Below are 25,024 nucleotides of genomic sequence, written 5' to 3' on the forward strand. Positions count from 1 at the left end.
GGAAAAGACCACTGTGGGACGAGAAGTACTGGGGGCGAAGAGGATGGACACGTCGATTCCGGAGGTCTTGTTGGGAATGGGGGACTCGATCACCGCAGGAGTGGGAGCCGGGCGTCCCGAGCGAAGCTACGTGGGTCAATTAACGCGCTGCCTGCACGACGCCACCGCAAAACCGTGGCGAGCCTGGATGCTGGCCCGCCCGGGAATGCGGACCGTCGACTTGATGCACCAGACCCGCCTGGAACCGCTCCCCCAAGCAAGCATCGTGGTGATGACGATCGGAGGGAACGACCTTTTGTGGAGGGCGGGGACGGTCATCGTCCGCCCGGACCGCCTGCCTGTACTCCTGGAGCAATCCCGCCGGAATCTGGCCGCGGCACTGGCGAGGGTGAAAACCCAGACGAGCGGTTGGGTGTTCCTGGGTTCGGTGTATAACCCGTATCCGGAAAGTCACCTCGCCTGCTGGGCGGTGGCCGAATTCAATCAGCGCGTGATTCTTCCCCAAGCAAGCGGGCGCACCGTGATCGTGCCTCTGCACCTGTTGTTTGAAGGGCGGCAGCCCGAGTGGATTGAGGGTTATCGCCGGGGCCGGCTCGGAGATGGGCAACGCATCCCCTGGCGTCGCCCGGTGCACCCAAACCCTGCGGGCCACCGGGCGATCGCCGGGGCGTTCCTCGAGGCGATGGCTACGTCCGGGGCCATCCAACCGGCGCGGGATCCGGGTCGGCTGCATCCGGCATGATCCAGGCGTCGTGGATGCGGAGGGAGACGGCCTGCCCGGGGTGGAAGCGGGGTCCTCCCAGATCTGTGACGGTAAATGTGCGATTTTTCCGGGCAATGGTGTAGGTGGAGGTCTGCCCGAGGTAGCGAATCGACGTGACGAACGCCGGAGATTCTTCAGCTGGGAATGCCTCTGGGTTGAGGTCGCCGGTGTCGCCTGGCCTGGAATCGGACGAGGCGGCAACCAAGGAGGCCCACTCGGGCCGAACAAGCAGGGTTACCGGGCGGTTGGTCACAACCCCCCGGGCTCCCCGGGCCGGAAGCAGGGCCCCATCCATGGTGCGCACTAAAAATAAGCCCGGGGCCGCCTCGGATTCCACACGCCCTTTGATATAATTCGACTCTCCAACGAAATCTGCCACAAACGTCGTTTGCGGTGAATGGTAGATATCCGCAGGGGATCCATCCTGCAGCAACTGGCCTCGCTGGAAGACGAGGATCCGATTCCCAAGGCGTATGGCCTCCTCCCGGTTGTGGGTGACGTACACCACGGCGGGCGCCCAGCTCCCTTTCATGGCCTCCAGCTCCTCTAACATGGTTTGGCGGAGAACCGCATCGAGGTTGCTGAGGGGTTCGTCCATGAGCACAAGGGGAGGCTCGGCGATCAGGGCCCGGGCCAATGCCACGCGCTGTGCCTGGCCGCCCGACAGTTGTGCGGGCAGTCGATGGCCGAGGCCGTGGAGCTGGAAACGCTCGATGGCTTCATCCACCCGTTTCTCCCGTTCATTTTTTCCAATGGGTCTCTGTTCCAGCGGAAAACTCAAGTTTTTGCGGACTGTTTTGTGCGGCCACAAAGCATACGACTGAAAGACCATGCCGATCTTCCGTTTCTCGGGCGGCAGTGACTCCTCCCCGGCCCGGCTCACCCGTCGGCCAGCGATCACCACTTCCCCCCGGTCGGGCGCTTCAAATCCGGCGATGAGGCGCAAGAGGGTGCTTTTCCCACATCCGGACGGACCGAGGATCACCACGAACTCCCCGGGACGCACGCAGAGAGAAACTTCATTCACCGCGGGTTCCCGGGACCCTGGGTAGGTCAAGCTGACCTCTCGAAGCTCCAGCGCTACCCTCTCGTTCGCATCAAGGGAATTTTGGCGTATACAGCTCCCGGGGTCAACGTCTCCGCGGGCGTACACCGTCCTTGAGCCCAGCGTCTGATCCGCTCCCGGGTTCCCCCTTTCATCCCCGGACTGATCCGTCTGCATTGAAGGGCGATTCCGATCCACCCACAGCCTTTTGCGCAGCCCTTCGATGCGGATCAATGCCATCGCTCACCCCCCTTTCTCCGTAGATCGCCCCGGACGCCGGATTCGTCATCATCAGGGCCGCAGCCCCGGTGCTGAGCACCGTCAGAATCGTCCCGAGGGCCGCACTCTCCAAGGTGTATCCACCCGATTCGAGATTAAACAGTGCCATGCCGATGGTCATCCCATCCGCCCCGGCGAGAAGAGAGGACACCGTGAGTTCCGTGAAGGCGAACATGGCGATCAGTAGAACCCCTCCCATCACATCCCGCCGGAGAAGGGGAAACATGATGTGGCGAAGGGTCTTGCCTTCAGAAGCACCGCTGATTCGGGCCGCTTCTTCAAGCTCCGGAGTCACGCGGACCCAAGCCGCCACCCAGACCCGAACGCCAAGGGTGAAAAACCGAGCGATATAAGCGGCAAGAAGAAGAATCCAGCCGCTGACTGCAAGATCCACTCCAGGCCACGGTCGCCAGTACGTCAACAGCACGGCCAAAGCGATTACCATGCCCGGAAGCGCATAAGGAATCACCCCCAGGATGTCCAGGCCCCGGGCTGCCGGCGCACTCCCCCTGGCCAGGGCCTTCCCGATCGGCCGGGCCAGAAACAGGACCAGAAGAGCCGTGGGGATGCTGAGGCTCAGACTGTTCCAAAACCCCGTAAGAACGGCAGGGATTGCGTACCACACCGCCAAGTAGTGCTCAGTAGTAATATTTTTCCATGTGAGAGGAACCCCATAGGCCGGCGTCACCGACGTGAGCAGCAGTGCGACCAAGGGCCCCACCGCGGTTAACACCAACCACAACCCAAGTCCGAAAACAGCAGGAATTTTACCCCGACCGAGAGGAAGGGGCGGCTTGGGGCTGGAGGGACCCGTCAGCCGATAACGGGCACTCCGCCAACCAAGCCCCTGTAGGAGAACCAGCAGGACAGCCAACATTGCCATCAGAGTTGCCAAAGCAGCCGCCTGACGAAAAGCCCCGGGTCCCAGTCCAATGGCCAGTTGGTAAAGAAACGTGGCCAGCACAACCACATTCTGAGGAATGCCGAGAAAAGCCGGAATTCCGAAATTGTCCATGGCACCGGCGGCGCTGATCAACGCGGAAGAAGCCACCGCGGGCATGAGCAAGGGAAGCTCCGCCGTTAGAAAAGCTTTCCAAGGACCGGCACCGGAGATTCGCGCCGCGCGCCCATAATCTCCTGGCACTGCGTGAAGAGCGGCCGCGACAAGCAGGTACACCACGGGGACATGGCTGGCTCCCATGACCACGCAGATCCCCCCTAAACCCCCGCCCAGCCAGGAAAGGGCAAAGGAATAGAAGGGGAGCGCGTTTAACAAACCCTCGGCTCCGGCCCATTGCAACCAGGCAATGGAAAGGACGTAGGACGGGATAAACATGGGCATCAAGAACAGGAGGCGCAGCCCCCGTTTACCGGAGAGGTCGGTCCGTTCCGTCAAAATCGCCCCCGCCGTCCCGACGACTACGGCCAGAAGGGTGGACGCCCCCATCACGATCCCTGTGTTGCGCCAGGCCTGTCCCCACAAGGGATGACCGATCACGGCCTGGTAGGCCGCCACGGAGAATCCCCCTCCGGGCCCTTGGAAAGAAGTCCACACCAGTCGGACCATCGGATATAAAGTGACCAGGATGAGGAGAACGCCGGGCAGCCACAATCCTCTGCTTACCCCGGCTCTTTTGGATCGGCGTTCAGTTCCCAAAAAGGGCACTCCACTCTTTTTTGTCTTGATCCCGCTCAGCCGCCAACTGCTCCGTCGGTGCGGAGAGAACTTTCAAGTCTGACGGCGATGGGCGCCCGGCAGGAGGCTGGATCTCGGGGCGGATCGGCATGTACCCGAGACTCGTTTCCAGTTTCTGGCCCTCATCGGAGAGAATGAAGTCCACGAAAGCTTTGGCCGCAGCAGGGTTGCGGCTTTGCTTCGCAATGGCCACGGGCTCAGTGATCACCGGAACCCCGGATTTGGGATACACAAAAGCCACGGGAGAACCCTGATCCTTAGCCCGAAAAGCCATAAAATCCACGATGATTCCCAAGGGCCGCTCCCCGGTGGCCACCCGTTTCACCACGTCCCCGTTCCCTTTAACCGTCATCACATCGTTGTTTTTCAGGTGTTGAAAATACGACCAGCCAAGGTCCGATTGATTCCGAAATACGCCGACGGTGTACGCGGCGGCCCCCGAGTAGAGAGCACTGGGGGTCACCACTTTGCCGCGATTGGCGGGATCAATGAGCGTTTTCCAGTCCACCCCGGAAGGGTCCGGAAACTGCTTGGTGTTTACGATGATCCCGACGGGAATCATTTTCGTCGGGGTGTACATGTGATCAGGATCGACCAGTACTTGAGGAATCTGGTTAGAACCCGGGGGTTGATAGGGCATCAGGAGATCTTTCTTTTTTAGCGCTTCAAAGGTCGGGGCATCGGCCAACAGCATGACGTCCGCCCCCAGCGATCCCGCCTGGGCCTCGGTGTTGAGGCGAGCGATCACCTCTTCGGTACCAGAGCGAAAGACATCCACCTGAACCCCGGGATATTTGGCCTTAAAGGCTTGAACCAATTTGTTGGCATCGGTGTCGGGTTGCGACGTGTAGAAGTGCAAGGCCCCGGAAATGGAGCCGGCCAGAGCTGCACCCTCCGACGGGGCCGTAGCCCCTTGAGATCCACATCCCGCCAACCACACCGAAACCGACAAAAGGGCGAGGGCACTCCATTGAAAAGCCCTGGTCTTCAACGCTGGCACGATGTCCACCTCCTGGGATAGGTTGTAATCAGCCCACCTCCTTCCCATGGTAGGAAATGAACATGAACCCCCCGTTGAAGTCCAGTAAAAATTGAGTAGAGAAATTCAAAAGAACTCATGAATCAAGATCGATCTCGGAGCGCTTGGAGGCATTGACCTGATCATCGGTGATAAGTGCCACCCCGCAGGATTTGGAAGGCCCTGTAGAGCTGCTCCAGGACGATCACCCGGGCCATTTGGTGGGGAAAGGTGAGGGGAGATAAAGACCAAAGGGCATCTGCCCGCCGGGTGACCCGATAATGGAGGCCTAGAGTCCCCCCGACGACAAAGACATATCGAGCAGCCCCGCGGCTCATCCAGCCCTGCCATTGTTCCGCAAATTGTTCGGACGTCCAACGTCGACCATCCAAGGTCAACGCGGTTACCCAATCCCGATCCTTGATTCGCCCGAGAAGCGCCTCCCCCTCCGCGGCCAACACCCCATCGCGTTCGCCTGGATTGGGGGTTTTGGGCACGGGCTGGTCGGGCACTTCGTCGAGGTAGACATCCGCATAAAAGGACAGGCGCTTCAGGTAAGCCTGAGCGGCTTCCGCCCAATATCGCTCTTTGAGCTTACCAACGGCGAGGATGTGGACCTGGATCGATGACACCCCCTGGCGCGAGCAGATAATCGGCCGGATCCCCACACCGCACGCAGAATGGCTTGGGGTTCGGAGTCAAGGAAATCGGTTCGAGGTTCGGGACATAACCAGTTTTCTCCAGGTATTCGTCGAGGACGTATTCCACGCATTCCCCACAAGCTGCCCAAAGGTCGGAGCCCGGGTCCTGCGTCGGGCCCGGAGAAACCCGGAGTCCGTCAGAATGGGACCGTCGGTTCATCGCTCCATCACCTGCCAAGATTGCCGATTTGATTTCGCGGTACATGAAACCCGGGAAAGAAGACGGGTTGAAAACGGTGAAGGCCGGCACAAGCCGGCCTCTGCACCTTGAGGCATACGATCACACTCCGCCTTCTATGGAGCAGCGGACAATTTCACATTCACCGTAAGCTTTTGCTGTCCGCGATAAAAGGTCACCGATACGGTATCTCCCGGCTTTTTCACAAACAGTGCCTTGCGCAAATCAGAGACGTTGTGCACGGCGGTGTTGTCGACCTGCACGATCACATCTCCCTCTTGCAGGCCTGCCGCAGCTGCTCCAGCGGTTGGCTGGTCGACGACCACTCCATAATCCACCGGCACCTGAGGCCGACTCTCAAGGGGCAACTCTTGCAGGGATACGGCAGTAATACCGAGGATCGGGCGGATCACCTTGCCATTGGTGATCAGTTGCTGAATGATGGGTTTCGCCTCGTTAATCGGAATCGCGAACCCCAATCCTTCCACCGGCCCCTGGGCGGTTTGGGTAATCTTCGAACTGTTGATGCCGATCACCTGACCTTCGATGTTGCACAGCGCTCCACCGCTGTTGCCCGGATTGATGGCCGCATCCGTTTGAATGACATCTTGCTCCCACACTACCTGGCCTTGACTATCGGTAATGGGCAAGGTTCGACCCGTGGCGCTGATCACCCCCACGGTCACTGTTTGACGAAACTCCAAACCCAGGGGATTGCCAATGGCAATCGCTGGTTCACCGGGCTGAAGCGTATCGGAATTCCCAAAGGCAGCCACCATATCCGCCTTGACTTGGTCAGCGGGGATGCGGAGAACGGCCAGATCGGTCAGCGGATCTGTGCCCACAATGGAGGCTTTCACTCGCTGTCCGTTCGCCAGGACCACCTCCACGGCGCTGGCCCCTTCGACCACATGATTATTCGTGACCACGTAGCCCCGGGGGTCAAAAATCACCCCTGACCCCACTCCCTGGTCCTTTTGGACCACTTGACCACGCCAGAAGTCGGGCACCTTGGCCACGTTGACAACTCCGACAATGGCCGGCTTTACTTTATTCACCGCTTGGACGATCCCCGTGTCGACAGTATAACTCACGGTCTGTTGTACACCGGAAGGCGGCGAGAGATTCGTCCCGGGCGCTTGGGCGACTGGCAAACTCAATAGATGACTCCGTATCATCGCTGGAAGAAAAAGCATGGTCGCAATCGACCCGATCATCGCCGACACCACGATCACGGCTAGCCACGACAGCGGACCACGACGTCTGGGCCTCATGCCTTCCGCATCCGTATCGTAGAAACCCATCGTCAAACCTGGTTCAAAAAATCTGCTTGAATCTGAGATTCCAGCAGACCGGCCTCCAGACCAGGCGTTCGCCTCCTTCCGGATGTTGGATTTGTCCCTTCGGACACGCGACAGGAGACCTCGGCCCGGGAGTCCCACCCGAACAGGAGAACGGCAGAGTCCGGACGTCCGTTGCACGGCCTTGCGGGAACCCACGTTCCGCAACAAACGGCACCGGACCCTGGGAACCTTCCGGTCCCGCCTCCTGCGTCCTGTCAGGACGCCTACCGGTTTTCCCGATCCCGGCGAAACGGGTCACCGAAGCGCCAACGCCAATCTCTTGAAATCGCTCTTGTTGCCACGTGGCCAACCCATTGTGCACAACCACGTTCTTCTCCAGCCGTCCCAAGAGGGCTTTGACACTCCGGGTCATCCCTTGTCCTTCCTTCGGCAAGAACCGACCCTTCTGCGCCTTCAGCTTGTGAATCCTCTCCCGCAATTCCCGGGTGATTTTCTCCCGGCACCCCAGCGCCCGGCGGCCAATGGTGAGTGCCGCAGAACAATGGATCACCACCCCGTAGCGCCTCTCATACTTCCAGTGCCCGATGGTGGAGGTGTGCCGGGGATTGACGGCCTTGACCCCGACCCGCTCTTTCCACGCCCGCCGCAGCAGGGCTTCCGACACCTTTGCATACGGAAACTGGCTCGCCATCCGGTTGAACCGCCGGTCCGTGTCCAGCCGGTCTTTCCCAAACGCCAAATCTTCCATCACCAGCGGTTTCCCCAGGAGTTGGGCCATATCCACCACGACCTTCGCCAGCACCCCGATCAGAGAAGCTCCTTTTGCGAGTCCCACACCGCCTGGGCCTTCAGCCGGGCGTCGTCCACATACCGGGAGTTAAGGCCAAAAAGCACCTGCCCCCGTTTCTTGATCTCCTCCCGGGACAGGCCTTCCTGCAACCTGCCAAACGCCCACCGCATGCAGGACCCAAACAGCCGCATCTCCGTCTCCAAGGCGGTTTCCTCTCCCCGGGCCCACGCCTCAGACCGGGGGAGTCCCCCTGTCTCCGGGAACCACTCCCCGCAGATCGTGAGACTCATGCCCTCTCGCTTCAGCCTCGGCATCCTTCATCCACTCCCGAAACCGTTTGCGAACCGCGCGCCCGCCCCGGGCTCCGTAAAGCCTCGCGGAAAACGACGTGACGATGGCCAATAAATCCCGCACCAACTCGCTGTGTGCGTCCTCCGGTTCTTTCTCGGCCACGATTTCGATGCTCGCCCCGCACATCCGGGTGATCCACTCCAGGTACTCGAACCCAAATCGCGCCAGCCGGTCGGGATACTCAATCAGCACCCGGTCGATTTCCCGATTCTCCAGGGTCTTGACCAATCGTTTCAGTCCCCGGCGATTCGGGTTCAGCCCCGACGCCATATCGTCAAACACGTGAACCACCCGGTAACCTTTGAGAGCCGCATGGGCCAGCAGCCGCTCCTTCTGCCGCTGGAGATGGCCCGCTTCCGCCTGCTTGCGGGTGGAGACCCGCGCATAGACCGCCACCCGCCCCCCGCCTTCTGCCACCGGGGGTTGCCCCAGAATTCGTCTCACCTCTTCTTCGGGATACCTCCGGTGCCCGGACGGCAATCGAATACAGCGGATCTTGCCCTGCTTTTCCCACGCTCGAACGCGATCGACAGACACGCCCAACAACTTAGCGACTTGGCCGATCGAGTAGTATCTCATGGTTTTATATTACCATATTCACCATGATTCACACACATAATTTGTATCCGTTTTAAACCTCCTTATCCCGAGCCGAGCATGCCCTTGACAGCCCGACTGCCTCCATTATACCGACTGGCAGCGCCCTTTCTCAATGAAAGAACGCATTCGTCGGCGAAGATTCAGCCCTTTGGAAAAGCGGTGGAGATCTGGTGGATTTGTTGTGTATAGAACCATCTGTCATGGACGAGAATGCTGGTGTACGGGGCTGAGAGGGGGAAACAAGTGTGGCGACACAACCAGCGCCCGACTGGGCGGCCCTGATTGCCGATCTCAAGGAAACGGAGTATCAGAACACCTTGTTATTGACCGCTTTATTGGAATGGTTGATCGAGTCGGGAGTGGCAAAACGAGAGGAAATCCTTCGCAAGGTTCGGGAGTTGGACGCCCGGGTCGGCCACGGCAAACCCAAGGCCCTTCAATCGGGAGATCACCCCACGGCATAAAGAGGCGTCGACTCGTGTCTCGGAGCCACCTCAATCGGAAGATGCCCCAGACCTTCCTGCATCAAAATGGCTTGTACCGCGGTTCTTGCGACCTGCGGCGCATTGTTTTCTTCACTCAGGTGGGCCAACACCACCCGGGTTGTCCGGTTGCCGATCACTTCGGCCAGGGTCTCCCCCGCCGCTTCGTTGGACAGATGCCCTTTGTCCCCCAGGATTCGCCGCTTCAGGTGCCACGGATAGGTACCGGCCCGCAGCATCCCGACATCGTGGTTAGATTCGAGAATATACGCATCCGCGTCGGCGATGGCGCCGCGCAAGCGGTCCCCGACAAAACCCAGGTCTGTGGCCAGCACGAGCTTTTTCCCCTCGTGATGAAAGCAAAACATCACGGGTTCCCGGGCGTCATGGGAGACAGCGACCGGTTCTGCAGCAACCCCGCCAAAATAAACCACCTTTCCCGCTGTGAGCGTAAAACAGCGTTCACTGCCAACCTCGGCGGAAAGATCACCGAGTTCCGTCCAGGTCCCTCCGGTGGCCCAGATCGGCACCGCATGGCGCCGGGCGAACACCCGCAATCCATGGACGTGGTCCCGGTGTTCGTGGGTCACCACCACCGCCGTCAACTGGTCCGGGTTGACCCCGTGCTGCTGCAGGGAGCGGTCCAATCGCCGAGCGCTGATCCCGGCATCGATCAGGAGGCGCACATCGTCCGCCAAGACCAGTACTGCATTTCCGGAGCTTCCGCTCGCCAGCACACTGAAAGAAAACACGCCATCGACGCCTCCTCCGAAAACCTGACCCGCTCTTTTCCATGTCCCCTTCTATTGTGCCGGCGGGGGGCCGATTTGGCAACCCGTGCCGGGTAAGTCTTTGCAGTTGCGGACACCGTAATGGGGCGAGGGGCCCCTAAAATACATCCCAACGGGGAACACTGTGGTTGTAAGGGCGGGAAGTTTCGGCTTGACCACCCACAGATCGGAGGGGGCACCATGGGCGAGCGATCGATTCTCGCATACTTTCGTTCTTTTGAAAGGGCTTGTCACGCGGCGAATACCCTGCGGCAACGAGGATTCTCAGAGGTGCAGCTAGCTTCCGTCAGCTCCTTTCCCGAAGGGCCGGCTCCTCTGCATCACACCACGATCTCTGGGCACATCCCCAGCCTCGCCAACCTCACCCTCGGAAACGGAGTTATCGACCGGGACGAAAGCCCCTTGGCAGCCGTCCATCCGTCGGCCTCGGGCATGGCGGACCAAGAGGACCCAGATGCCATCGGGACCAACTGGTTGGTCACCGCCGTCGTTCCCGACAATGAAACCGAAGGGGTGCTCAACCTACTGCGAAGTTTCGGGGCAAAAGTTTGATCAACCCAGGACCTCCTAGAAAAAAAGCCACCCTCCAGGACGGAGAGGTGGCTTTTCAATCGATTCAACCAATGGTGGCTCGGGACGGAATCGAACCGCCGACACGAGGATTTTCAGTCCTCTGCTCTACCGACTGAGCTACCGAGCCACAAAGGTCGACCCCGGGTCGACCCGGCGTTGGCGGAGCTGACGGGATTCGAACCCGCGATCTCCTGCGTGACAGGCAGGCGTGATGGGCCTCTACACTACAGCTCCAAGACATAAAAATGGTGGGCGGTACTGGGATCGAACCAGTGACCCCTCGCGTGTGAAGCGAGTGCTCTCCCGCTGAGCTAACCGCCCATCCCGATCTCCTATTATCCCCGCACCATTGGTGGCGACGGTACCGGTTCGGCACAGTCCGGTGTTGGTGAGCCATGCAGGACTCGAACCTGCGACACCCTGATTAAAAGTCAGGTGCTCTACCATCTGAGCTAATGGCTCTCATGCCCCGCAACCACCCAGCAGAGTGGCGAACGTCGACGACGGTTTATACTATACCACGCCCCCGGCTCAGATGCAAGACCCCAAGAGGATTTTTTTGACTCCCTCGGGGTCTCCCATACCGACCGAAAAGGCTAGCGTCTAGATACGAAGATTTCGCCCAGGGCGATGGTCTGTTCACGGTTTGGCCCGGTGGAAATCAGCGAGAGCGGGGTGTCCACCAGTTCTGCGATGCGCTCGACATACCCTTGGGCAGCCTCGGGGAGGTCTTCGTAGCTCCGGACGGTGTCGAGGTTATCCCGCCATCCCGGTAACGTCTCGTAGATGGGTTCACATTCCGAAAGAACCCGCAGGCTCGCGGGGAATTCGTCGAGGACTTGTCCCCGGTATCGGTAGCCGGTGCAGATCTTCAACTCGTCGAGACCGGACAGAATGTCCAAGCGGGTCACCGCCAATCCGTCCAGCCCACTCACCCGATGAGCGTGGCGAACCACCACTGCATCCAGCCAGCCGATGCGGCGGGGCCTACCCGTGGTTGTCCCGTATTCCCCCGCCCTGTCCCGAATTTCCCGACCCACATCGTCAAACATTTCCGTGGGAAACGGGCCGTCGCCAACCCGGGTACTGTAAGCCTTTACCACGCCAATTGCCCGGTCAATCTTGGTCGGGCCCACCCCGGCTCCGATACACACACCGCCAGACACAGGATTGGAAGCGGTCACGTAAGGATACGTGCCTTGGTCAATGTCGAGCATACTCGCCTGAGCCCCTTCGAAGAGGATATCTCGGCCTTCGTCAATGGCGCGGTTAAGAACCACCGACGTATCCGTAATATAGGGACGCAGTATCTCGGCATACGCCGTATACTCGTCGAGGATCTCGTCCAAGTGAAACCCTTCCACCTCGTAGACTTTTTCGAAAAGACGATTCTTTTGTGCCAAATTGTCGGCCAGTTTCTCCGCGAACACCTCGGGTTCGAGCAGGTCGCACATTCGAATTCCCACCCGGGCCGCCTTATCCATATAACAAGGACCGATTCCTTTGCGGGTCGTTCCGATCTTTCCGTTTCCCCGGCGTTGTTCCTCCAACTCGTCCAATCGCCGGTGATAAGGAAGCACGACGTGAGCCCGATCACTGATTCGGAGGTTGCTCACCGACATACCCCGTTGCTCAAGGTATCGAATCTCTTCCACCAGCGCAGCGGGGTCCACCACCATTCCATTCCCGATGACGCACAGTTTATCCGGATATAAAATTCCTGATGGAATCAAATGCAATCTGTACTCCTGACCATCTAGATAAATCGTGTGCCCAGCATTATTGCCGCCTTGATACCGGGCGACCACTTCAGCGCGTTGGGCAAGGTAATCGGTAATCTTCCCTTTCCCTTCATCGCCCCACTGGGTCCCGACCACAACGACGGTTGCCACCCGCAGACACCTCCGTCTCTTAACCTGCCCCGTTGCGGGTTGCGCAACTCAGAGCGGTCACCGCCCCCAGTCTAGCAGCCCCCGGCGTGCGTGTCAACGGAAGCCCGAACGTTTCCCCATCATACGCCGTCAATCGTTCGGGTTAAAGGGAGGCGCGCCCAAGGCGACGAATGTAATAGAAGGGTAAATTACAGCTATGCGCCCATCTGCGGCCGCAGAGGGGGGAGCATTGTGGTTTCGGAAAAGTCGGAGCCATTGTTTGCGCTGGACATTGGGACGAGAACTGTCGTCGGGCTCACCGCCATTCCCGGAACAAAGGGATTAACGATCAAGGCGGTCGAAATTCTGGAACATGAAACTCGTTCTATGTTGGACGGACAAATTCACGACATACCCCGGGTCGCCGAGCTTATCCGGCGTCTCAAGGGACGGTTGGAAAAAAAGGTCGGTCCCCTTCGGGACGTGGCGGTGGCCGCCGCCGGCCGAGCGCTGAAAACCTGCCGGGGAAAGGCTGTTCGCGCCGTGAACGGTTCCCGTTTAGAGGCGGACGCTGTTCGCGGGTTAGAATTAGAAGCGCTGGAACAGGCTCGCCGAGAATTGGCGGGGGACGAAGAGTCTGCCGGACGTTATCATTGTGTAGGTTATTCCGTCGTCGAATACGAACTCGATGGGACGGCGATCGGCAATCTCCTCGGGCAAAGAGGACAGGAGGCCGGCGCCGAGGTCATCGGCACCTTTTTGCCAAAGGTGGTGGTCGAATCGTTGGCTGCGGCCTTGGAAGCCGCAGACCTACGGATGCGCGCCCTGACGTTGGAGCCTATCGCCGCGATCCACGCCCTCATCCCGGCCTCCATGCGAAAGCTGAACTTGGTTCTGGTGGACGTGGGAGCCGGAACCTCCGACATTGCCGTGACCGCAGAGGGTACGGTCGTCGCCTACGGAATGGTTCCGAGTGCAGGGGACGAAATTACCGAAGCTCTGGCGGAAACCTGGCTTTTGGACTTTGACACGGCGGAGACAGCAAAGCGGAGCTGGCAATATCAGGAAATACGCTTTACCGACGTCCTGGGTCATAGCCGAAAAGTGCCTGGCCCGGAATTCATTCAGTCTATGGCCTCCGCCGTGAACGGGCTGTCAGAACTTATTGCCCGGGAAATTCTGAGCCTGAACGGCCGGCCTCCCGCAGCGGTGCTCTTGATCGGCGGAGGAAGCCTGACACCGGGGCTGCCGGAGAGTCTGGCCCGGAAGTTGGGCCTTCCCCCGGACCGCGTCGCTGTCCGGTCCGTGGAGCATGTGGCAGGTTTCGCCAGAATCCCGGCTAGACTCAAGGGTCCGGACGGTGTGACGCCCCTGGGAATCGCCCTGGCTGCCTTGGAACATCCGGTTCAGACCGCCGCGGTTCGGGTCGGCAGTGCGGAGGTACACCTGTTCGATTTTCGAGATCTCACGGTGGGGGATGCGTTGATTCAAGCGGGTATCCACATCCGTTCTCTATTTGGCCGCCCTGGCGCCGCCTTGACGGTGACCATCGGAGGAGAGAGGCGCATTCTTCCGGGCTCACCGGGGTCAGGGCCGGAGATCCGGCTGAATGGTTCACCTGCCACACTGGGCTCGCCGGTCACCAGCGGGGATCATATCGAGGTGCGACCCGGAGAAAACGGGAAAGACGCTTGGTGCCGAATCGAAGATTTGATTCCGCCCTTACAAAGTTTGTCGGTGTACGTGAATGGTGAATCCCGGCCCGTGCCGCCGCGCATTTTCATGAACGGAGACCGGGTGAAGCCGGACACCCCGGTGATTGACCGGGCCACGATCGAGGCGTACATCCCCGAGCGGTTGCAAGATGTGCTTGAAGATGTCGGGAGACCCGAAGCGTTCTCCCAACGAGAAATTCATTTTACATGGAATGGCAGATCCGTTCAGCACGTTCACCCCAACTGGATCGTGACATTGAACGGGGGGGCGGCCGAACCGGGAACTGTGGTGGCCGCGGGGGACCGGATCGAGATTGTGGAAGCTCCGCCTCCGGTACTGGCGGATTGGCTCGTCACGAATCCGGAACGCAGTCCCGGGCGGCCGGCCCTCACGGTCACCGTCAACGGCCGGTTGGTACGATTGGACGGGGAAGATTATAGGGCGTTCCGGTGCAACGGGCGCCCGGCTGACCCCGGGGCGCCGCTTCGAGACGGCGACGACTGGGTGGAAGTCTGGGACGGACAAGTTGGCGAATGGATCATCAGCGACCTGTTTCGAGTGATCGATCCCGAGAAGTTGCGACCTGCCGATGCCCGGTCGTTTCACGTGGAGGTCAATGGGGCCGAGGCGACATTCACCACGCCCCTTCACACCGGGGACAATGTGCGGCTCTACTGGACATAGGCGTTTCCCCTCGCCGGGGTCCCCCGGTCAAGGGGGCCCCTCTCCCGCGGACACCCGTTCGAGGTTGACAAATTTGTTGAAATTCTTGAGGAACACCATCTCGACTTTACCTGTTGGCCCGTTTCGCTGTTTGGCAATGATCACTTCAATCACATTTTTGCGATCGGTATCTGGATCGTAGTAATCTTCGCGATAGAGAAACGCCACGAGGTCCGCATCCTGCTCGATCGATCCCGATTCGCGAATGTCAGACAAAAGGGGCCGTTTGTCTTGGCGCTGTTCTACGGACCTGGATAATTGGGAAAGGGCGATCACCGGTACCTCCAGTTCCCTCGCCAGTGCTTTTAAACCCCGGGATATTTCGGAAATCTCCTGTTGACGATTGTCCGCCCGCCCCCTCCCTTGCATCAACTGCAGGTAGTCCACCACGATTAACCCCAATCCCCGTTCCGCCTTGAGCCGTCGACATTTGGACCGCATCTCCGCAATGGTGATTCCCGGGGTGTCGTCTACATAGATCGGCGCCTCAGATAGATTGGCCACGGCCATCGTGAGTTTCGGCCAGTCTTGTTCATCCAGAAAGCCTGTCCTCAGCTTGTGAGCATCGAGATTAGCTTCGGCGGAAAGCATCCGCTGCACCAACTGCTCTTTCGACATTTCCAAACTGAGAATCGCCACGGGCAAACCGTAACGAACCCCGACATTCTGGGCAATGTTTAAAGCGAAGGCCGTCTTCCCCACGCTGGGCCGGGCCGCAACGATGATCAGGTCCGATTTTTGGAATCCGGAGGTCAGGCGATCCAAGTCGGGAAACCCCGAGGGGACGCCGGTAACTTGACCTTTATTGGCATATAGATACTCAATGCGCTCAAAAGCCTGTTCCAGAATATCCCGAATCGGAATGAAGCCGCGGACCACCCGGGACTGGGTGATTTCAAAAATCCGTTGCTCCGCTTCGTCCAGAAGATCGGCGACATCTTCGGCGGGTTCGTACCCTTTCGCCGCGATTTGCGTCGCTGTACGAATGAGCTGGCGCAAGACCGATTTGTCGTGCACCAGGTCGATGTAATGTTCAACATTTCCCGTCGCCGGTACAATATGGGCCAATTCGGCGAGGTAAGAAGCGCCCCCGCATTCATCCAGTTGGCCCGCATCCTGGAGGCGGGCCGTAACGGTGACGAGATCCACAGGTTCTCCGCGGGAGGACACCTCCGCCATCGCCCGAAAAATCTTTTGATGGGCCGAGCGGTAAAAATCCTCAGGTGTCAAGCGCTCCAGAGCCAAGTGAAAGGCGGCCCCGTCCAACAGAGCCGCACCGAGGACCGCTTGTTCCGCTTCAACACTTTGGGGAGGAACCCGGTCTTGCATGCTGTCGCTCACCGTTCATCCCTCGCCGTTACACGGGAAGCACGCGAACCCGAATATCCGCAGTCACCTCAGGATGAAGGCGAACCTGCACCGTCACCGTGCCCGGGTGGCGAATCGGCTCCTCCAGTTCAATTTTGCGCTTATCCACCTTGAGGCCTTGCGCCGCCAGAGCTTCGGCGATTTGCTTCCCGGTGACGGCACCGAAAAGTCGACCGTTTTCGCCAGACTTGGCCGTAATCTCCACGACGAGGCCGCTTAATTTGTCCGCGGTTTCTTTAGCTTGGCGCAGACGTTCGGCCTCCTGCGCCTGTCTGTGCTCCACCCGGGTCTGTAAAGCGCGGAGATTCGCTTGCGTCGCCTCCACTGCCAGTTTTCTCGGAAGGAGATAGTTGCGGGCATACCCTTCGGACACGTCTTTGATATCCCCAGCGTTGCCCTGGCCTTTGATGTCTTGCAGAAAAATAACTTTCACCACTGACCCCCCATTCGCCGCTTCCGGAAAATTAACGGCCTCTCAAGTGATTTTCAACCGCCCCGAGGTCTCCGAACCAGGTTTCAGCCTCGTGACCGATTTCCTTTGTTTTTGTTAACTTTTCCAGTGCTTTACGATCAATCTCCCCAGGGGAGAGGCCAACCCGCCGAGCCAGGACATAAACACTGATCAAAATGCCCGACAAAGCGTCGGCGATCAGCCCCTCAGCCCCAGTATGACATGCCCGAAACAGAGCTGACACCTGGTCGAGTAACTCAATCTTTATCCATTCCATCAACTTCACTTGTCGACCGATGTCCACGTCCCGGCGAAAGGTCGCCACGGGTGCCCCTCCCCTCTGAAGCCCTAGATAAAAGGATTCAACATCGCCCCCTGAATTCCTCCTGCATCCGCGAAGGCCGACCTGACACGAGCGCCGCCCCGGCATATCTTGAGTTTCCGCGTACATGCTAGGGGTGTGCAGGAGATCCCTTAAAGGAGCGGAAAATATGTTCCATGACCTTCTGACACCTTCGCGATATCCGGCAGACTCGTTGGGACGTGCGACCGCCGTGGCACCATCCCCCCGCCCCATTCCTCAGCAGGCCGTTAGAAAGGGCCTTGGTCGACTCCCTCACCGATCCAAAGCCCACTCTTCTCGATATACCGGGTTCAAAGTGTCGTCCCGCCCCTAACCGAGCAGAAACCCCTTGCTCATCGTAGAGCCTTGCTCGCACGCATCCCCAGCGAGAAGGGGCGCCCGGATCAGCCCGCACGCCCCTTCTTGTCTGTATGGATCCTGATGCGTTATTCCACCGTATAGGGCAACAGCGCAACCTGGCGGGCCCGCTTTACAGCCACAGTCACCTGACGTTGGTGACGAGCACAATTGCCCGAGATCCTCCGCGGGAGAATCTTGCCGCGCTCAGTCATGTATTTCCGCAGCCGGTCGGCATCCTTGTAATCCACCCGATCGATCTTGTCCACGCAAAAATTACATACGCGTCGCCGCTTACCTCCTCGGCCCTTGCGCGCCATCGCAAAACCTCCCTTCTCTTCATTCGTCTTAGCCGTTTCGTCCATTTAGAAGGGGAGATCATCTTCAGAGATATCGATCCGCGTGGCGTCTCCCTCAAACGGATCATCCATGCCCGTGCCCCGGGTACGGGTCTCCTCCGGCCACCCGCTGCCTGAGACCGGTGGGGCACTCGGCCCGCCCTCCCGATCACCAGCACGGTCCAGGAAACGAACATTGTCGGCCACCACTTCCGCCACCCGCACGCGTTGCCCTTCGCGATTCTCGTAGCTGCGAATCTGCAAGCGGCCTTCCACCGCAGCCAGTCGTCCTTTGCGAAGGTACTGGGCGCAGAGTTCGCCGAGTTTCTGCCAAACCACAATGTTAATAAAATCTGTCTCCCGCTCTCCCATCTGGTTGAGGCGAGGCCGGTCGACAGCCAGCGTAAAATGGGCCACCGGTGTCCCGGATGGCGTGTACCGCAACTCCGGATCCTGGGTTAGGCGGCCAATCAGAATGATGCGGTTGAGCATGGGAGATCCCCCCGTCTCACTCGTCCTCGCGCACGACGATGTACCGGAGCACCGGCTCGGAGATGCGGAGCACTCTCTCCAACTCCTTCGGCACTTCGGTATCCGACGCGAACTTCATGAGCACATAATATCCTTCCCGGTGGCCTTCAATCTCGTAAGCCATGCGGCGTTTGCCCCAGGTATTGACTTCCTGGAGTTCCCCCCCGGCCGTGGTGACCACCTCAGCAAGCCGCTTGACTTGGTCCGCTGTCGCTTCTTCCTCCAAGTCAGGACGAAGGATATACAGTGTCTCGTAGTTACGCATAATCAGTCACCTCCTTGTGGACAATGGCCCCCGTGGGAGCAAGGAGGATTGGGCGAATCAAGCCGCCACAAAAACCCTCTGATGATCCAGTTTACCACGTCAGACACACGGTGGCAACCGGCCGGGGTTTCTTTTTCGAACAACCTGTGGGGATCGGATCTTTCAGACATTGAAGCGAAAATGCATCACATCCCCGTCCTGAACCACGTAATCTTTCCCCTCCAGCCGAAGGAGACCCTGTTCCCGGGCCGCCGCTGTGGACCCGGCTCGGACAAGGTCCTCGTAGGAAATGACCTCTGCTCGAATAAACCCGCGTTCGAAGTCGGAATGGATCACGCCCGCCGCTTGGGGCGCTTTTGTCCCTTTCACGATGGTCCAGGCTTTCACTTCTTTGTCTCCGGCGGTAAAATACGTGATCAACCCCAACAGCTTATACGCCGCCCGGGTGATGCGGTCAAGGCCGGACTCTTGTAATCCCGCCTCGGCGAGGAAAAGATCCCGGTCTTCACCTTCAAGTTCCGCAATCTCTGCTTCCAGCCGAGCACTGACGGGAATCACCTCTGCCCCTTCCACCCGGGCGTGCCGGCGCACTTCCTGGACCATGGGATGCTCCCAGGCCGTGGCCACATCCCGTTCATCCACATTCGCGACATAGAAGACCGGTTTGGCCGTTAGAAGATGAAGATCGCTCAAAAACTGGCTTTCTTCCTCAGACCAGCCTTGTCCCCGGACGCCTTTCCCCTCTGCCAGGAGGCGCTGAATCCTTTCAAGTAGCGCCAACTCCCAATCGTACCGTTTATCGCCGCCTTTCCTCAATCGCCGAGTTTTCTCGATCCGGCGTTCAACCGTCTCCAGGTCGGCCAAATTGAGTTCGACATTAATCGTCTCGATATCGTCAACAGGAGAAACGCGGCCGGCGACATGGGTGATGTCCGGGTCTTCAAAACACCGCACGACATGGACAATGGCATCAACCTCTCTGATATGAGAGAGAAACTGGTTTCCAAGACCTTCCCCGTGGCTCGCCCCTTTCACGAGCCCCGCAATATCGACAAATTCAAAAACTGCAGGCACAACTTTGCCCGGATGGAACAACTCCGCCAGGCGCACCAAGCGTTCATCGGGAACCTGGACCACCCCGACGTTGGGATCGATCGTACAGAATGGATAGTTCGCCGTTTCCGCTCCAGCGCGGGTGATGGCGTTGAACAACGTTGATTTGCCTACGTTCGGTAACCCCACAATTCCTGCTTGTAATGGCATCTTTTCGTTTCCGGCCGGTCTCCGGCCGGCCCCCTTTCTCAGACCCATGGTAATGAACGTGTCTGGCCCGGCTTGGCCGGGGCGTTCCGGTCAATAAGCCCCAAGGGCCGACTCCGCCCGGATCAGTCAGTCTCCGGTTTTCGCACTCAAACCCGACCCACCCGGGCTGTCGAGTTGTTCCGTGCGAATCACGCGTTTTAGGTTTCGCTCAAACTTCGCGCGGGGCAACAAAACGCTTCTCCCGCAGTGTACACATTTGATACGGATGTCCATCCCCATGCGGATAATCGTCCAGGCGTTCGTTCCACAGGGGTGGGTCCGTTTCATTTCAACGACATCGCCGAGCTGATACTTCTTTTCCATGGTCCCTGCACCCCTCCGGCACCTCGACATCCGCTTCGTATTCAGTCTACTGTTTCCAGGCTTCCGTGTCCATGGGAAGTGGACCCCATGGTTACCCGCCAAAAGGTGAGGGCGACCCCAATAGGGCAAACCATACGCTATTTTTCACCCACGGAAGGAGGGCTGCAAACTCCGGGCTGCGAGTGAGACGAAAAGCTGTCTGCCATAGGCCGTAGTAGATCCCCGTATAGCCCGCAAGAGAAAGGAGAGCGCCAATCAGATTGGGATGGACGACACCCGATCGAGGACGCTCCATGGCCCCGAGTGCGACGTGAATGGCGGAAACAATCAAAAGCGCGGCAAGGAGGATAGTCAGCCCACCGGCGATGAAGGTTGCACTTTCACGCAGAGACGGGAGGGCGTGTACGGAAGTTCCGGAGTCTGCCGGCCAGGCGGTGCCCGCCATCGCAGTGAGATTTGCCGCCCATCCTCCGATGGCCTGGACGGTGCGCCGATCGAGGTGAAGCCACGTCCAACCTCCGGTGACGAGCAAAGCGGCCGTAGAGGCCAGCTCCAGGAGAATGCGCTTGGTACTAACCCCCAGCCCACGCATTGTCACCCACGCCATAGCAATCCACAGAGGCGCGTCCATCCAAGTCCCCCCGACATTCCGAGTCGTCCTATGTATATTCCTCGCGCCGGAAACCGTATACTGAGATGAATCTATTTTCCGGAGGTTCTCCTATGAGGTTCCTTCGCCAGGATGAACATCTGCCGCGTTATCCGATACGCGTGGCCTACGATGATCCAAACGCCGCGGGAGCTCTGGCCCAGGGAGTATGGGAGGCGGTTCGCCTAAAGGCCCGTGACCGCGATGTGGCCATTATTTGCGTGGGCACCGACCGCTCCACCGGCGACGCATTGGGGCCTCTGGTGGGAAGCCGGCTTGCCGAGACGCTGCAATCCACCAAGATCCAAATCTTCGGTACGTTGGACGAGCCCGTTCACGCCGTAAACTTGACCGAAGCCCTCACAAGGCTGAACCGCATGTCTCCGGTTCCCTTTGTCATCGCGGTAGACGCCTGCCTGGGGCAGGTCAACAGCATTGGTCAGATCTCTCTTCATGACGGTCCCCTTCGTCCCGGAGCGGGAGTGAACAAGCAACTTCCTCCAGTGGGGGACATCCATATCACCGGCATCGTGAATGTCGGGGGCTACATGGAATATTTCGTCCTTCAGAACACCCGCCTTCAGCTCGTATTTCGCATGGCCCGTATCATCGCTGACGGGCTCGCAGCAGGGTTGGATCGCCGTCTCCGGTCTGGAGGCGAGGTTCTGCCGTTTCCCGCGTGCCGCCCCGCCCCGGGTGGGCCTTAAAACCCAACCCCGGTCAATGTAAGGTCAAGGCGCGGGGCAGAGGACAGTCAGAGAACCGGGCCACACCATCGCCTCCATCGTTTCTTGGGGCAATACTTCCCCATCTGCGTGAACCGGCCATGGTGTCGCCGGATGAATGCAGATCCGTTTTCCCCGGTGAAGATGAACAGACGGGTGGCCGACATGCTTCCCGGTGAATACCTTCGGAAAGATCAAACAGAACTCTGGTTTTGAGAGGCCATCCACCACACATAGATCCAGTTCGCCGTCTTCCATGGTCGCGTCGGGCAGGATGCGCATCCCGCCGGCGTAGGTCGATCCGTTGCCCAACGCCACCAGCCAGGCCGAGCGATAGGTGTAAAGGGTCCCGTCCACTTCAATATCCACCCGCTGGGGCCTGAAGAACAGCAACTCAACAGCAACGCCCACCACGTATCCGAAAGGTCCCCATCGCTTCAGCCACACCGAGTTGTTCACATGCCGCGCCACCCACGCATCAAAGCCCGTGCCAGCAATGTTAATAAAAACGCCGCTTTGTGTTTGCACGAGGTCAACTTGACGTTTGATGGCGCCTTGGAGTTGTCGGATGGCCCGCAATCCTTTTTTGATCCCAAAATAGCGTGCCAGATCGTTTCCGGTACCCGCCGGGAGAATTCCGAGGGCAATGGAGCTTCCAGCCAGGCCTTGGATCACTTCATGGATCGTTCCGTCGCCTCCAACGGCCACGACAACGTCCGCCGCCCGGTCTTCTACCGTTTTCTTCGCAATCCATGTGGCATCTCCCGGGGATTTCGTATGATACACGTCCCAATGCTTGCCGAGTGTTGCCAGATGACGATAATAACGATTCCAACGGCGAGCGGCCTTTCCTTTGCCCGCAACGGGATTGACAACAAACAACCATCTTTCCATAACCATTACGACCTTTCTTCAAGCGGCCGCCAGGTGGAGGATACCGGCGAGTCGGAGGCACCACTAAACTGGATGGCTTCAGCCAGGACCCGTTTTTCTTCTTCACTGAGGGGGTAGGTCGAGGTGCCATTTTGGACCGGTTTTGCGTAGATCCTCGATTCATCTCGGCCGTAGATACTCGATAAAATGACGCCGTTGCCACTGCCGTCGAGCCAGGCAGCGGAGAAACTCAGATCACTGCCGAAATCGGAAAACGCGTTGTATCGGACGACCCGGGCAGTGCGTAATGTTGCCCGGAGACTTTTTTCCAAATAGTCGATTCGGACTTCGAGACGGCGTACTTCTTCACTCAGTTGTTGTATCCGCTCTAAGGTTTGTGGCAGCAGCTTTTCCACGTCTGTCCCCGAGCGGCCCACCCATTGCCGATAGCGCTTCTGAGTCTTGCGCAGTCCGGCCCCCTGGACAAGGACGGTCAACCACAGCAAGACGACCAGAATACCGATGGCGGCAACCCAATACCACAGGGGAATGGCTGCAATCGAGGAATACATGGTTCTGCCTCCTTTAAGTGTTCCCTCATTTATGCGCCTAAAACCAGAATCAGAATTGCTCGAATCAATGCTGCTACAAACAGCGCTGGCAATAGATTGCCCACCCGGATCGCCGTGATTCGCAGGAGGTTGACACCAATGCCAAGGATCATCAAGCCCCCCGCCGCATTGATCATACTCAAGATCGGCGGTTGAAGCCATTGATGGAGCCATCCCGCAAGGAGAGCGATGGCTCCTTGGTAGACAAAGACGGGCAGAGCAGCAAGAACCACTCCAGGCCCCATGGTGGACGTAAACAAAATGGATGAAACACCGTCCAAAAGGGACTTCGTAAAGAGAATATCATGTCTGTCTTCCAGGCCACTTTGCAGGCCGCCGAGAATGGACATGGCGCCAACGCAGAAGACCAGGGTAGCCGTGAGAAAAGCTTGACCCGCCTGTCCCCGGCCGCGCAGCCACGTCCACTTCTCTTCTGCGCTTCGACCCGCACGTTCAAGAAACCCTTCGATGTTGAGCCATTCGCCCAAGGCGCCACCGACAACCAAACTGACGATGACAATCAGAAAATCGTATTCATGACCTGGGCCGTTCACGTTGTTCAGGGTCATCGAGATCCCCATGACCATGACGGATAGCCCAATCCCCTGTTGCATGAGCGTCCGGATTCTTTCCGGAATACCGTGAAATAAGAGTCCGAGCAACGTCCCGATGATGATGGCAGCCACATTTACCAGTGTGCCTTCAAGTACCACGATCTGGCCGGCTGTGTTCCGTGTGGGTGGAACCCTGCAAGACGGCCTTCCCCCCTTTCATCTGTGTTCGATTGGGCTCCGCCATTTCAGCGCAAAGTGCAAAAACAGTCCTGCGCCATTCCCGCAGGACTCTGGTCACTCATCCCGGAGAAAGTCCGCCAGTTCTCGGACCGCGGCCACGCACTCCCGGATGTCGTTTTCCGTGTTAAACCAGCTGACGCTCACCCGCACCAGTCCTTCGTCCAGTGTCCCCGCAACCTGGTGAGCCAGGGGGGAACAGTGAAGCCCGGAGCGGACGGCGATTTCGTATTGATCCGACAGAAGGACAGCCAATTCTGTGCTATCCACTCCCCGCAACGAGAAAGCGAGCAGGTCGGCTCGGGGCTCACCCCGGCCCGGGCCGGTGAACTTGATGCCCGGGAGGGATTCAAGACCTTCCCGGAGAGACTGGATAAGGGTCTGGTTGTGTTGCCCAATGGCGTCAGGCCCAATTTGGCTGACAAACTCTGCCCCCACCGCAAGGCCCGCCAGCCCCGGCGTATTGAGGGTGCCGCTTTCGTATCGAACCGGCCGCTCCAGCGGTTGATCGGGTTCTTCAGAGTGGCTCCCGGTCCCTCCATACAGAAAAGGTTCGAGTTCCAAACCCGGGCGGATATAAAGGGCCCCAGTCCCCTGGGGACCGAATAACCCCTTATGCCCCGGAATGGCCAGCAGATCAATTTCAGAACGGGTCACATCAATGGGGAAGCTCCCCGCCGTTTGGGCGGCATCCACCAAACAAAAGGCGCCGTTCGCGTGGGCGATCTCTGTCATGGCATCGATGTCCACAAGCGTACCGAGTACATTGGACGCGTGGGTGACCACGAGCAGACGAGTATGGGAACGAAAAGCCGCACGTACTTCGTCGGGCTCAATGCCGTTCTCGGCGCTTTGTACGTAAGTCACTTCGATCCAACCCCGCCTGCGCAGGGCCTCCAGGGGCCGTCGCACCGAATTGTGTTCCAGCATCGTGGTGACGACGTGATCGCCCGGCTTTAGCAGACCAAATATGGCCATGTTGAGGGCCTCAGTCGCATTATGGGTAAAGATGAGGTCCTCGGGGTTGCGCACCCCAAGAAGCGCCGCCACGGCACTGCGGGCTCGGGCAACAACCCTTGCTGCTTGCATCGCCATTTTGTGAGTGCCTCGGCCTGGGTTCGCGCCGTTGTTGGCAACCATTTCTTTCATTGCTTCCGCAACACCAGGCGGCTTGGGCCAAGTAGATGCGGCGTTATCGAGGTAGATCATGACCCA

28 protein-coding genes and 4 tRNA genes are annotated in these 25,024 nt (G+C 58.9%); 5 read left to right on the plus strand and 27 right to left on the minus strand.

The genetic code is table 11. From position 1 onward, the window contains the following. Nucleotides 1-43 precede the first annotated feature (43 nt). A complete protein-coding gene (locus BTUS_RS16350; RefSeq protein ID WP_013077174.1) occupies nt 44-742 on the plus strand; it encodes an SGNH/GDSL hydrolase family protein in 699 nt (232 codons plus the stop codon). Here the strand turns inward: BTUS_RS16350 and BTUS_RS16355 are convergent. The 8 genes from BTUS_RS16355 to BTUS_RS16385 form a co-directional block, all read right to left on the minus strand. Next, the gene (locus tag BTUS_RS16355; protein WP_052300680.1) at nt 687-2,048 is read right to left on the minus strand and encodes an ABC transporter ATP-binding protein; all 1,362 of its coding nucleotides are present in this window, start codon (nt 2,046-2,048) and stop codon (nt 687-689) included. The two genes, BTUS_RS16350 and BTUS_RS16355, sit on opposite strands and share 56 nt — an antisense overlap. After that, nucleotides 1,960-3,603, minus strand: a complete 1,644-nt coding sequence (locus tag BTUS_RS16360; RefSeq protein WP_169307991.1) for an ABC transporter permease — start codon at nt 3,601-3,603, stop codon at nt 1,960-1,962. The genes BTUS_RS16355 and BTUS_RS16360 overlap by 89 nt, the downstream gene beginning before the upstream one ends. A gap of 130 nt (nt 3,604-3,733) precedes the next feature. Further along, complete coding sequence (locus BTUS_RS16365) at nt 3,734-4,783, minus strand: ABC transporter substrate-binding protein (protein ID WP_013077177.1); 1,050 nt, start codon at nt 4,781-4,783, stop codon at nt 3,734-3,736. Nucleotides 4,784-4,944: 161 nt separating this feature from the next. After that, nucleotides 4,945-5,433 (minus strand): 23S rRNA (pseudouridine(1915)-N(3))-methyltransferase RlmH, encoded by a 489-nt coding sequence (locus BTUS_RS16370; protein WP_013077178.1) that lies wholly within the window; start codon nt 5,431-5,433, stop codon nt 4,945-4,947. A gap of 363 nt (nt 5,434-5,796) precedes the next feature. Next, nucleotides 5,797-6,954, minus strand: coding sequence for a S1C family serine protease (locus BTUS_RS16375; protein ID WP_245543340.1), 1,158 nt, complete (start codon nt 6,952-6,954; stop codon nt 5,797-5,799). Nucleotides 6,955-6,997: 43 nt separating this feature from the next. Beyond that, entirely contained in the window at nt 6,998-7,819 is an 822-nt protein-coding gene (locus BTUS_RS18725; protein WP_218917976.1) for an IS200/IS605 family accessory protein TnpB-related protein, read from the minus strand. After that, complete coding sequence (locus BTUS_RS18730) at nt 7,792-7,977, minus strand: hypothetical protein (protein ID WP_052300682.1); 186 nt, start codon at nt 7,975-7,977, stop codon at nt 7,792-7,794. Before BTUS_RS18730 ends, BTUS_RS18725 begins: the two co-directional genes overlap by 28 nt. Before the next feature lie 28 nt (nt 7,978-8,005). After that, nucleotides 8,006-8,704, minus strand: coding sequence for an IS607 family transposase (locus BTUS_RS16385; RefSeq protein WP_013077180.1), 699 nt, complete (start codon nt 8,702-8,704; stop codon nt 8,006-8,008). A gap of 266 nt (nt 8,705-8,970) precedes the next feature. Here BTUS_RS16385 and BTUS_RS16390 point away from each other — a divergent pair, with 266 nt between their 5' ends. After that, nucleotides 8,971-9,189 (plus strand): hypothetical protein, encoded by a 219-nt coding sequence (locus tag BTUS_RS16390; protein WP_013077181.1) that lies wholly within the window; start codon nt 8,971-8,973, stop codon nt 9,187-9,189. Here BTUS_RS16390 and BTUS_RS16395 read toward each other — a convergent pair. Then, complete coding sequence (locus tag BTUS_RS16395) at nt 9,174-9,959, minus strand: MBL fold metallo-hydrolase (RefSeq protein ID WP_013077182.1); 786 nt, start codon at nt 9,957-9,959, stop codon at nt 9,174-9,176. The genes BTUS_RS16390 and BTUS_RS16395 overlap by 16 nt on opposite strands. Before the next feature lie 219 nt (nt 9,960-10,178). Between BTUS_RS16395 and BTUS_RS16400 the strand changes: the two genes are divergently transcribed. Continuing rightward, entirely contained in the window at nt 10,179-10,550 is a 372-nt protein-coding gene (locus BTUS_RS16400; RefSeq protein ID WP_013077183.1) for a hypothetical protein, read from the plus strand. A 72-nt stretch (nt 10,551-10,622) separates the two neighbouring features. Here BTUS_RS16400 and BTUS_RS16405 read toward each other — a convergent pair. From BTUS_RS16405 to BTUS_RS16425, 5 genes are all read right to left on the minus strand, one after another. Continuing rightward, nucleotides 10,623-10,698, minus strand: a tRNA-Phe gene (locus BTUS_RS16405). 30 nt (nt 10,699-10,728) lie between these two features. Beyond that, nucleotides 10,729-10,805: transfer RNA gene (locus tag BTUS_RS16410), tRNA-Asp, on the minus strand. A 12-nt stretch (nt 10,806-10,817) separates the two neighbouring features. Further along, a tRNA-Val gene (locus BTUS_RS16415) sits at nt 10,818-10,892 on the minus strand. A gap of 65 nt (nt 10,893-10,957) precedes the next feature. Next, nucleotides 10,958-11,033 (minus strand) — tRNA-Lys (locus BTUS_RS16420). 134 nt (nt 11,034-11,167) lie between these two features. Beyond that, nucleotides 11,168-12,463: an adenylosuccinate synthase gene (locus tag BTUS_RS16425; RefSeq protein WP_013077184.1), complete on the minus strand. Its 1,296-nt coding sequence runs from the start codon at nt 12,461-12,463 to the stop codon at nt 11,168-11,170. 231 nt (nt 12,464-12,694) lie between these two features. Between BTUS_RS16425 and BTUS_RS16430 the strand changes: the two genes are divergently transcribed. Beyond that, nucleotides 12,695-14,842, plus strand: coding sequence for a cell division protein FtsA (locus BTUS_RS16430; protein WP_013077185.1), 2,148 nt, complete (start codon nt 12,695-12,697; stop codon nt 14,840-14,842). Nucleotides 14,843-14,869: 27 nt separating this feature from the next. On the opposite strand, the gene dnaB is transcribed toward BTUS_RS16430, so the two are convergent. The 9 genes from dnaB to BTUS_RS16475 all read right to left on the minus strand — a co-directional run bounded on the left by dnaB (nt 14,870) and on the right by BTUS_RS16475 (nt 20,791). After that, a complete protein-coding gene (dnaB, locus tag BTUS_RS16435; protein ID WP_013077186.1) occupies nt 14,870-16,222 on the minus strand; it encodes a replicative DNA helicase in 1,353 nt (450 codons plus the stop codon). A 16-nt stretch (nt 16,223-16,238) separates the two neighbouring features. Continuing rightward, entirely contained in the window at nt 16,239-16,682 is a 444-nt protein-coding gene (gene rplI / locus BTUS_RS16440; protein WP_013077187.1) for a 50S ribosomal protein L9, read from the minus strand. A gap of 31 nt (nt 16,683-16,713) precedes the next feature. Then, complete coding sequence (locus BTUS_RS18600; protein ID WP_013077188.1) at nt 16,714-17,025, minus strand: MazG-like family protein; 312 nt, start codon at nt 17,023-17,025, stop codon at nt 16,714-16,716. Between the two features lie 464 nt (nt 17,026-17,489). Then, on the minus strand, nt 17,490-17,720 hold the full coding sequence (rpsR, locus tag BTUS_RS16450) for a 30S ribosomal protein S18 (RefSeq protein ID WP_013077189.1): 231 nt from the start codon (nt 17,718-17,720) through the stop codon (nt 17,490-17,492). A gap of 45 nt (nt 17,721-17,765) precedes the next feature. Beyond that, complete coding sequence (locus BTUS_RS16455) at nt 17,766-18,230, minus strand: single-stranded DNA-binding protein (protein WP_013077190.1); 465 nt, start codon at nt 18,228-18,230, stop codon at nt 17,766-17,768. Nucleotides 18,231-18,246: 16 nt separating this feature from the next. Continuing rightward, nucleotides 18,247-18,534, minus strand: coding sequence for a 30S ribosomal protein S6 (rpsF, locus tag BTUS_RS16460; protein ID WP_013077191.1), 288 nt, complete (start codon nt 18,532-18,534; stop codon nt 18,247-18,249). 162 nt (nt 18,535-18,696) lie between these two features. Then, complete coding sequence (ychF, locus tag BTUS_RS16465) at nt 18,697-19,797, minus strand: redox-regulated ATPase YchF (protein WP_041304527.1); 1,101 nt, start codon at nt 19,795-19,797, stop codon at nt 18,697-18,699. Nucleotides 19,798-19,923: 126 nt separating this feature from the next. After that, nucleotides 19,924-20,160, minus strand: coding sequence for a DUF951 domain-containing protein (locus BTUS_RS16470; RefSeq protein ID WP_013077193.1), 237 nt, complete (start codon nt 20,158-20,160; stop codon nt 19,924-19,926). 91 nt (nt 20,161-20,251) lie between these two features. Continuing rightward, nucleotides 20,252-20,791, minus strand: coding sequence for a hypothetical protein (locus BTUS_RS16475; protein ID WP_013077194.1), 540 nt, complete (start codon nt 20,789-20,791; stop codon nt 20,252-20,254). Between the two features lie 92 nt (nt 20,792-20,883). Between BTUS_RS16475 and yyaC the strand changes: the two genes are divergently transcribed. Then, entirely contained in the window at nt 20,884-21,516 is a 633-nt protein-coding gene (gene yyaC, locus BTUS_RS16480) for a spore protease YyaC (protein WP_013077195.1), read from the plus strand. A 24-nt stretch (nt 21,517-21,540) separates the two neighbouring features. Here yyaC and BTUS_RS16485 read toward each other — a convergent pair whose 3' ends face one another. The 4 genes from BTUS_RS16485 to BTUS_RS16500 all read right to left on the minus strand — a co-directional run bounded on the left by BTUS_RS16485 (nt 21,541) and on the right by BTUS_RS16500 (nt 25,018). Next, the gene (locus BTUS_RS16485; RefSeq protein WP_052300683.1) at nt 21,541-22,428 is read right to left on the minus strand and encodes a diacylglycerol/lipid kinase family protein; all 888 of its coding nucleotides are present in this window, start codon (nt 22,426-22,428) and stop codon (nt 21,541-21,543) included. A gap of 5 nt (nt 22,429-22,433) precedes the next feature. Beyond that, on the minus strand, nt 22,434-22,979 hold the full coding sequence (locus BTUS_RS16490) for a DUF4446 family protein (protein ID WP_013077197.1): 546 nt from the start codon (nt 22,977-22,979) through the stop codon (nt 22,434-22,436). A 29-nt stretch (nt 22,980-23,008) separates the two neighbouring features. After that, entirely contained in the window at nt 23,009-23,731 is a 723-nt protein-coding gene (locus BTUS_RS16495) for a DUF554 domain-containing protein (protein ID WP_041304528.1), read from the minus strand. A 135-nt stretch (nt 23,732-23,866) separates the two neighbouring features. Next, nucleotides 23,867-25,018, minus strand: coding sequence for an aminotransferase class V-fold PLP-dependent enzyme (locus BTUS_RS16500; protein WP_013077199.1), 1,152 nt, complete (start codon nt 25,016-25,018; stop codon nt 23,867-23,869). Nucleotides 25,019-25,024: the final 6 nt, after the last annotated feature.

The organism is Kyrpidia tusciae DSM 2912, from assembly GCF_000092905.1.
Lineage (GTDB): Bacteria > Bacillota > Bacilli > Kyrpidiales > Kyrpidiaceae > Kyrpidia > Kyrpidia tusciae.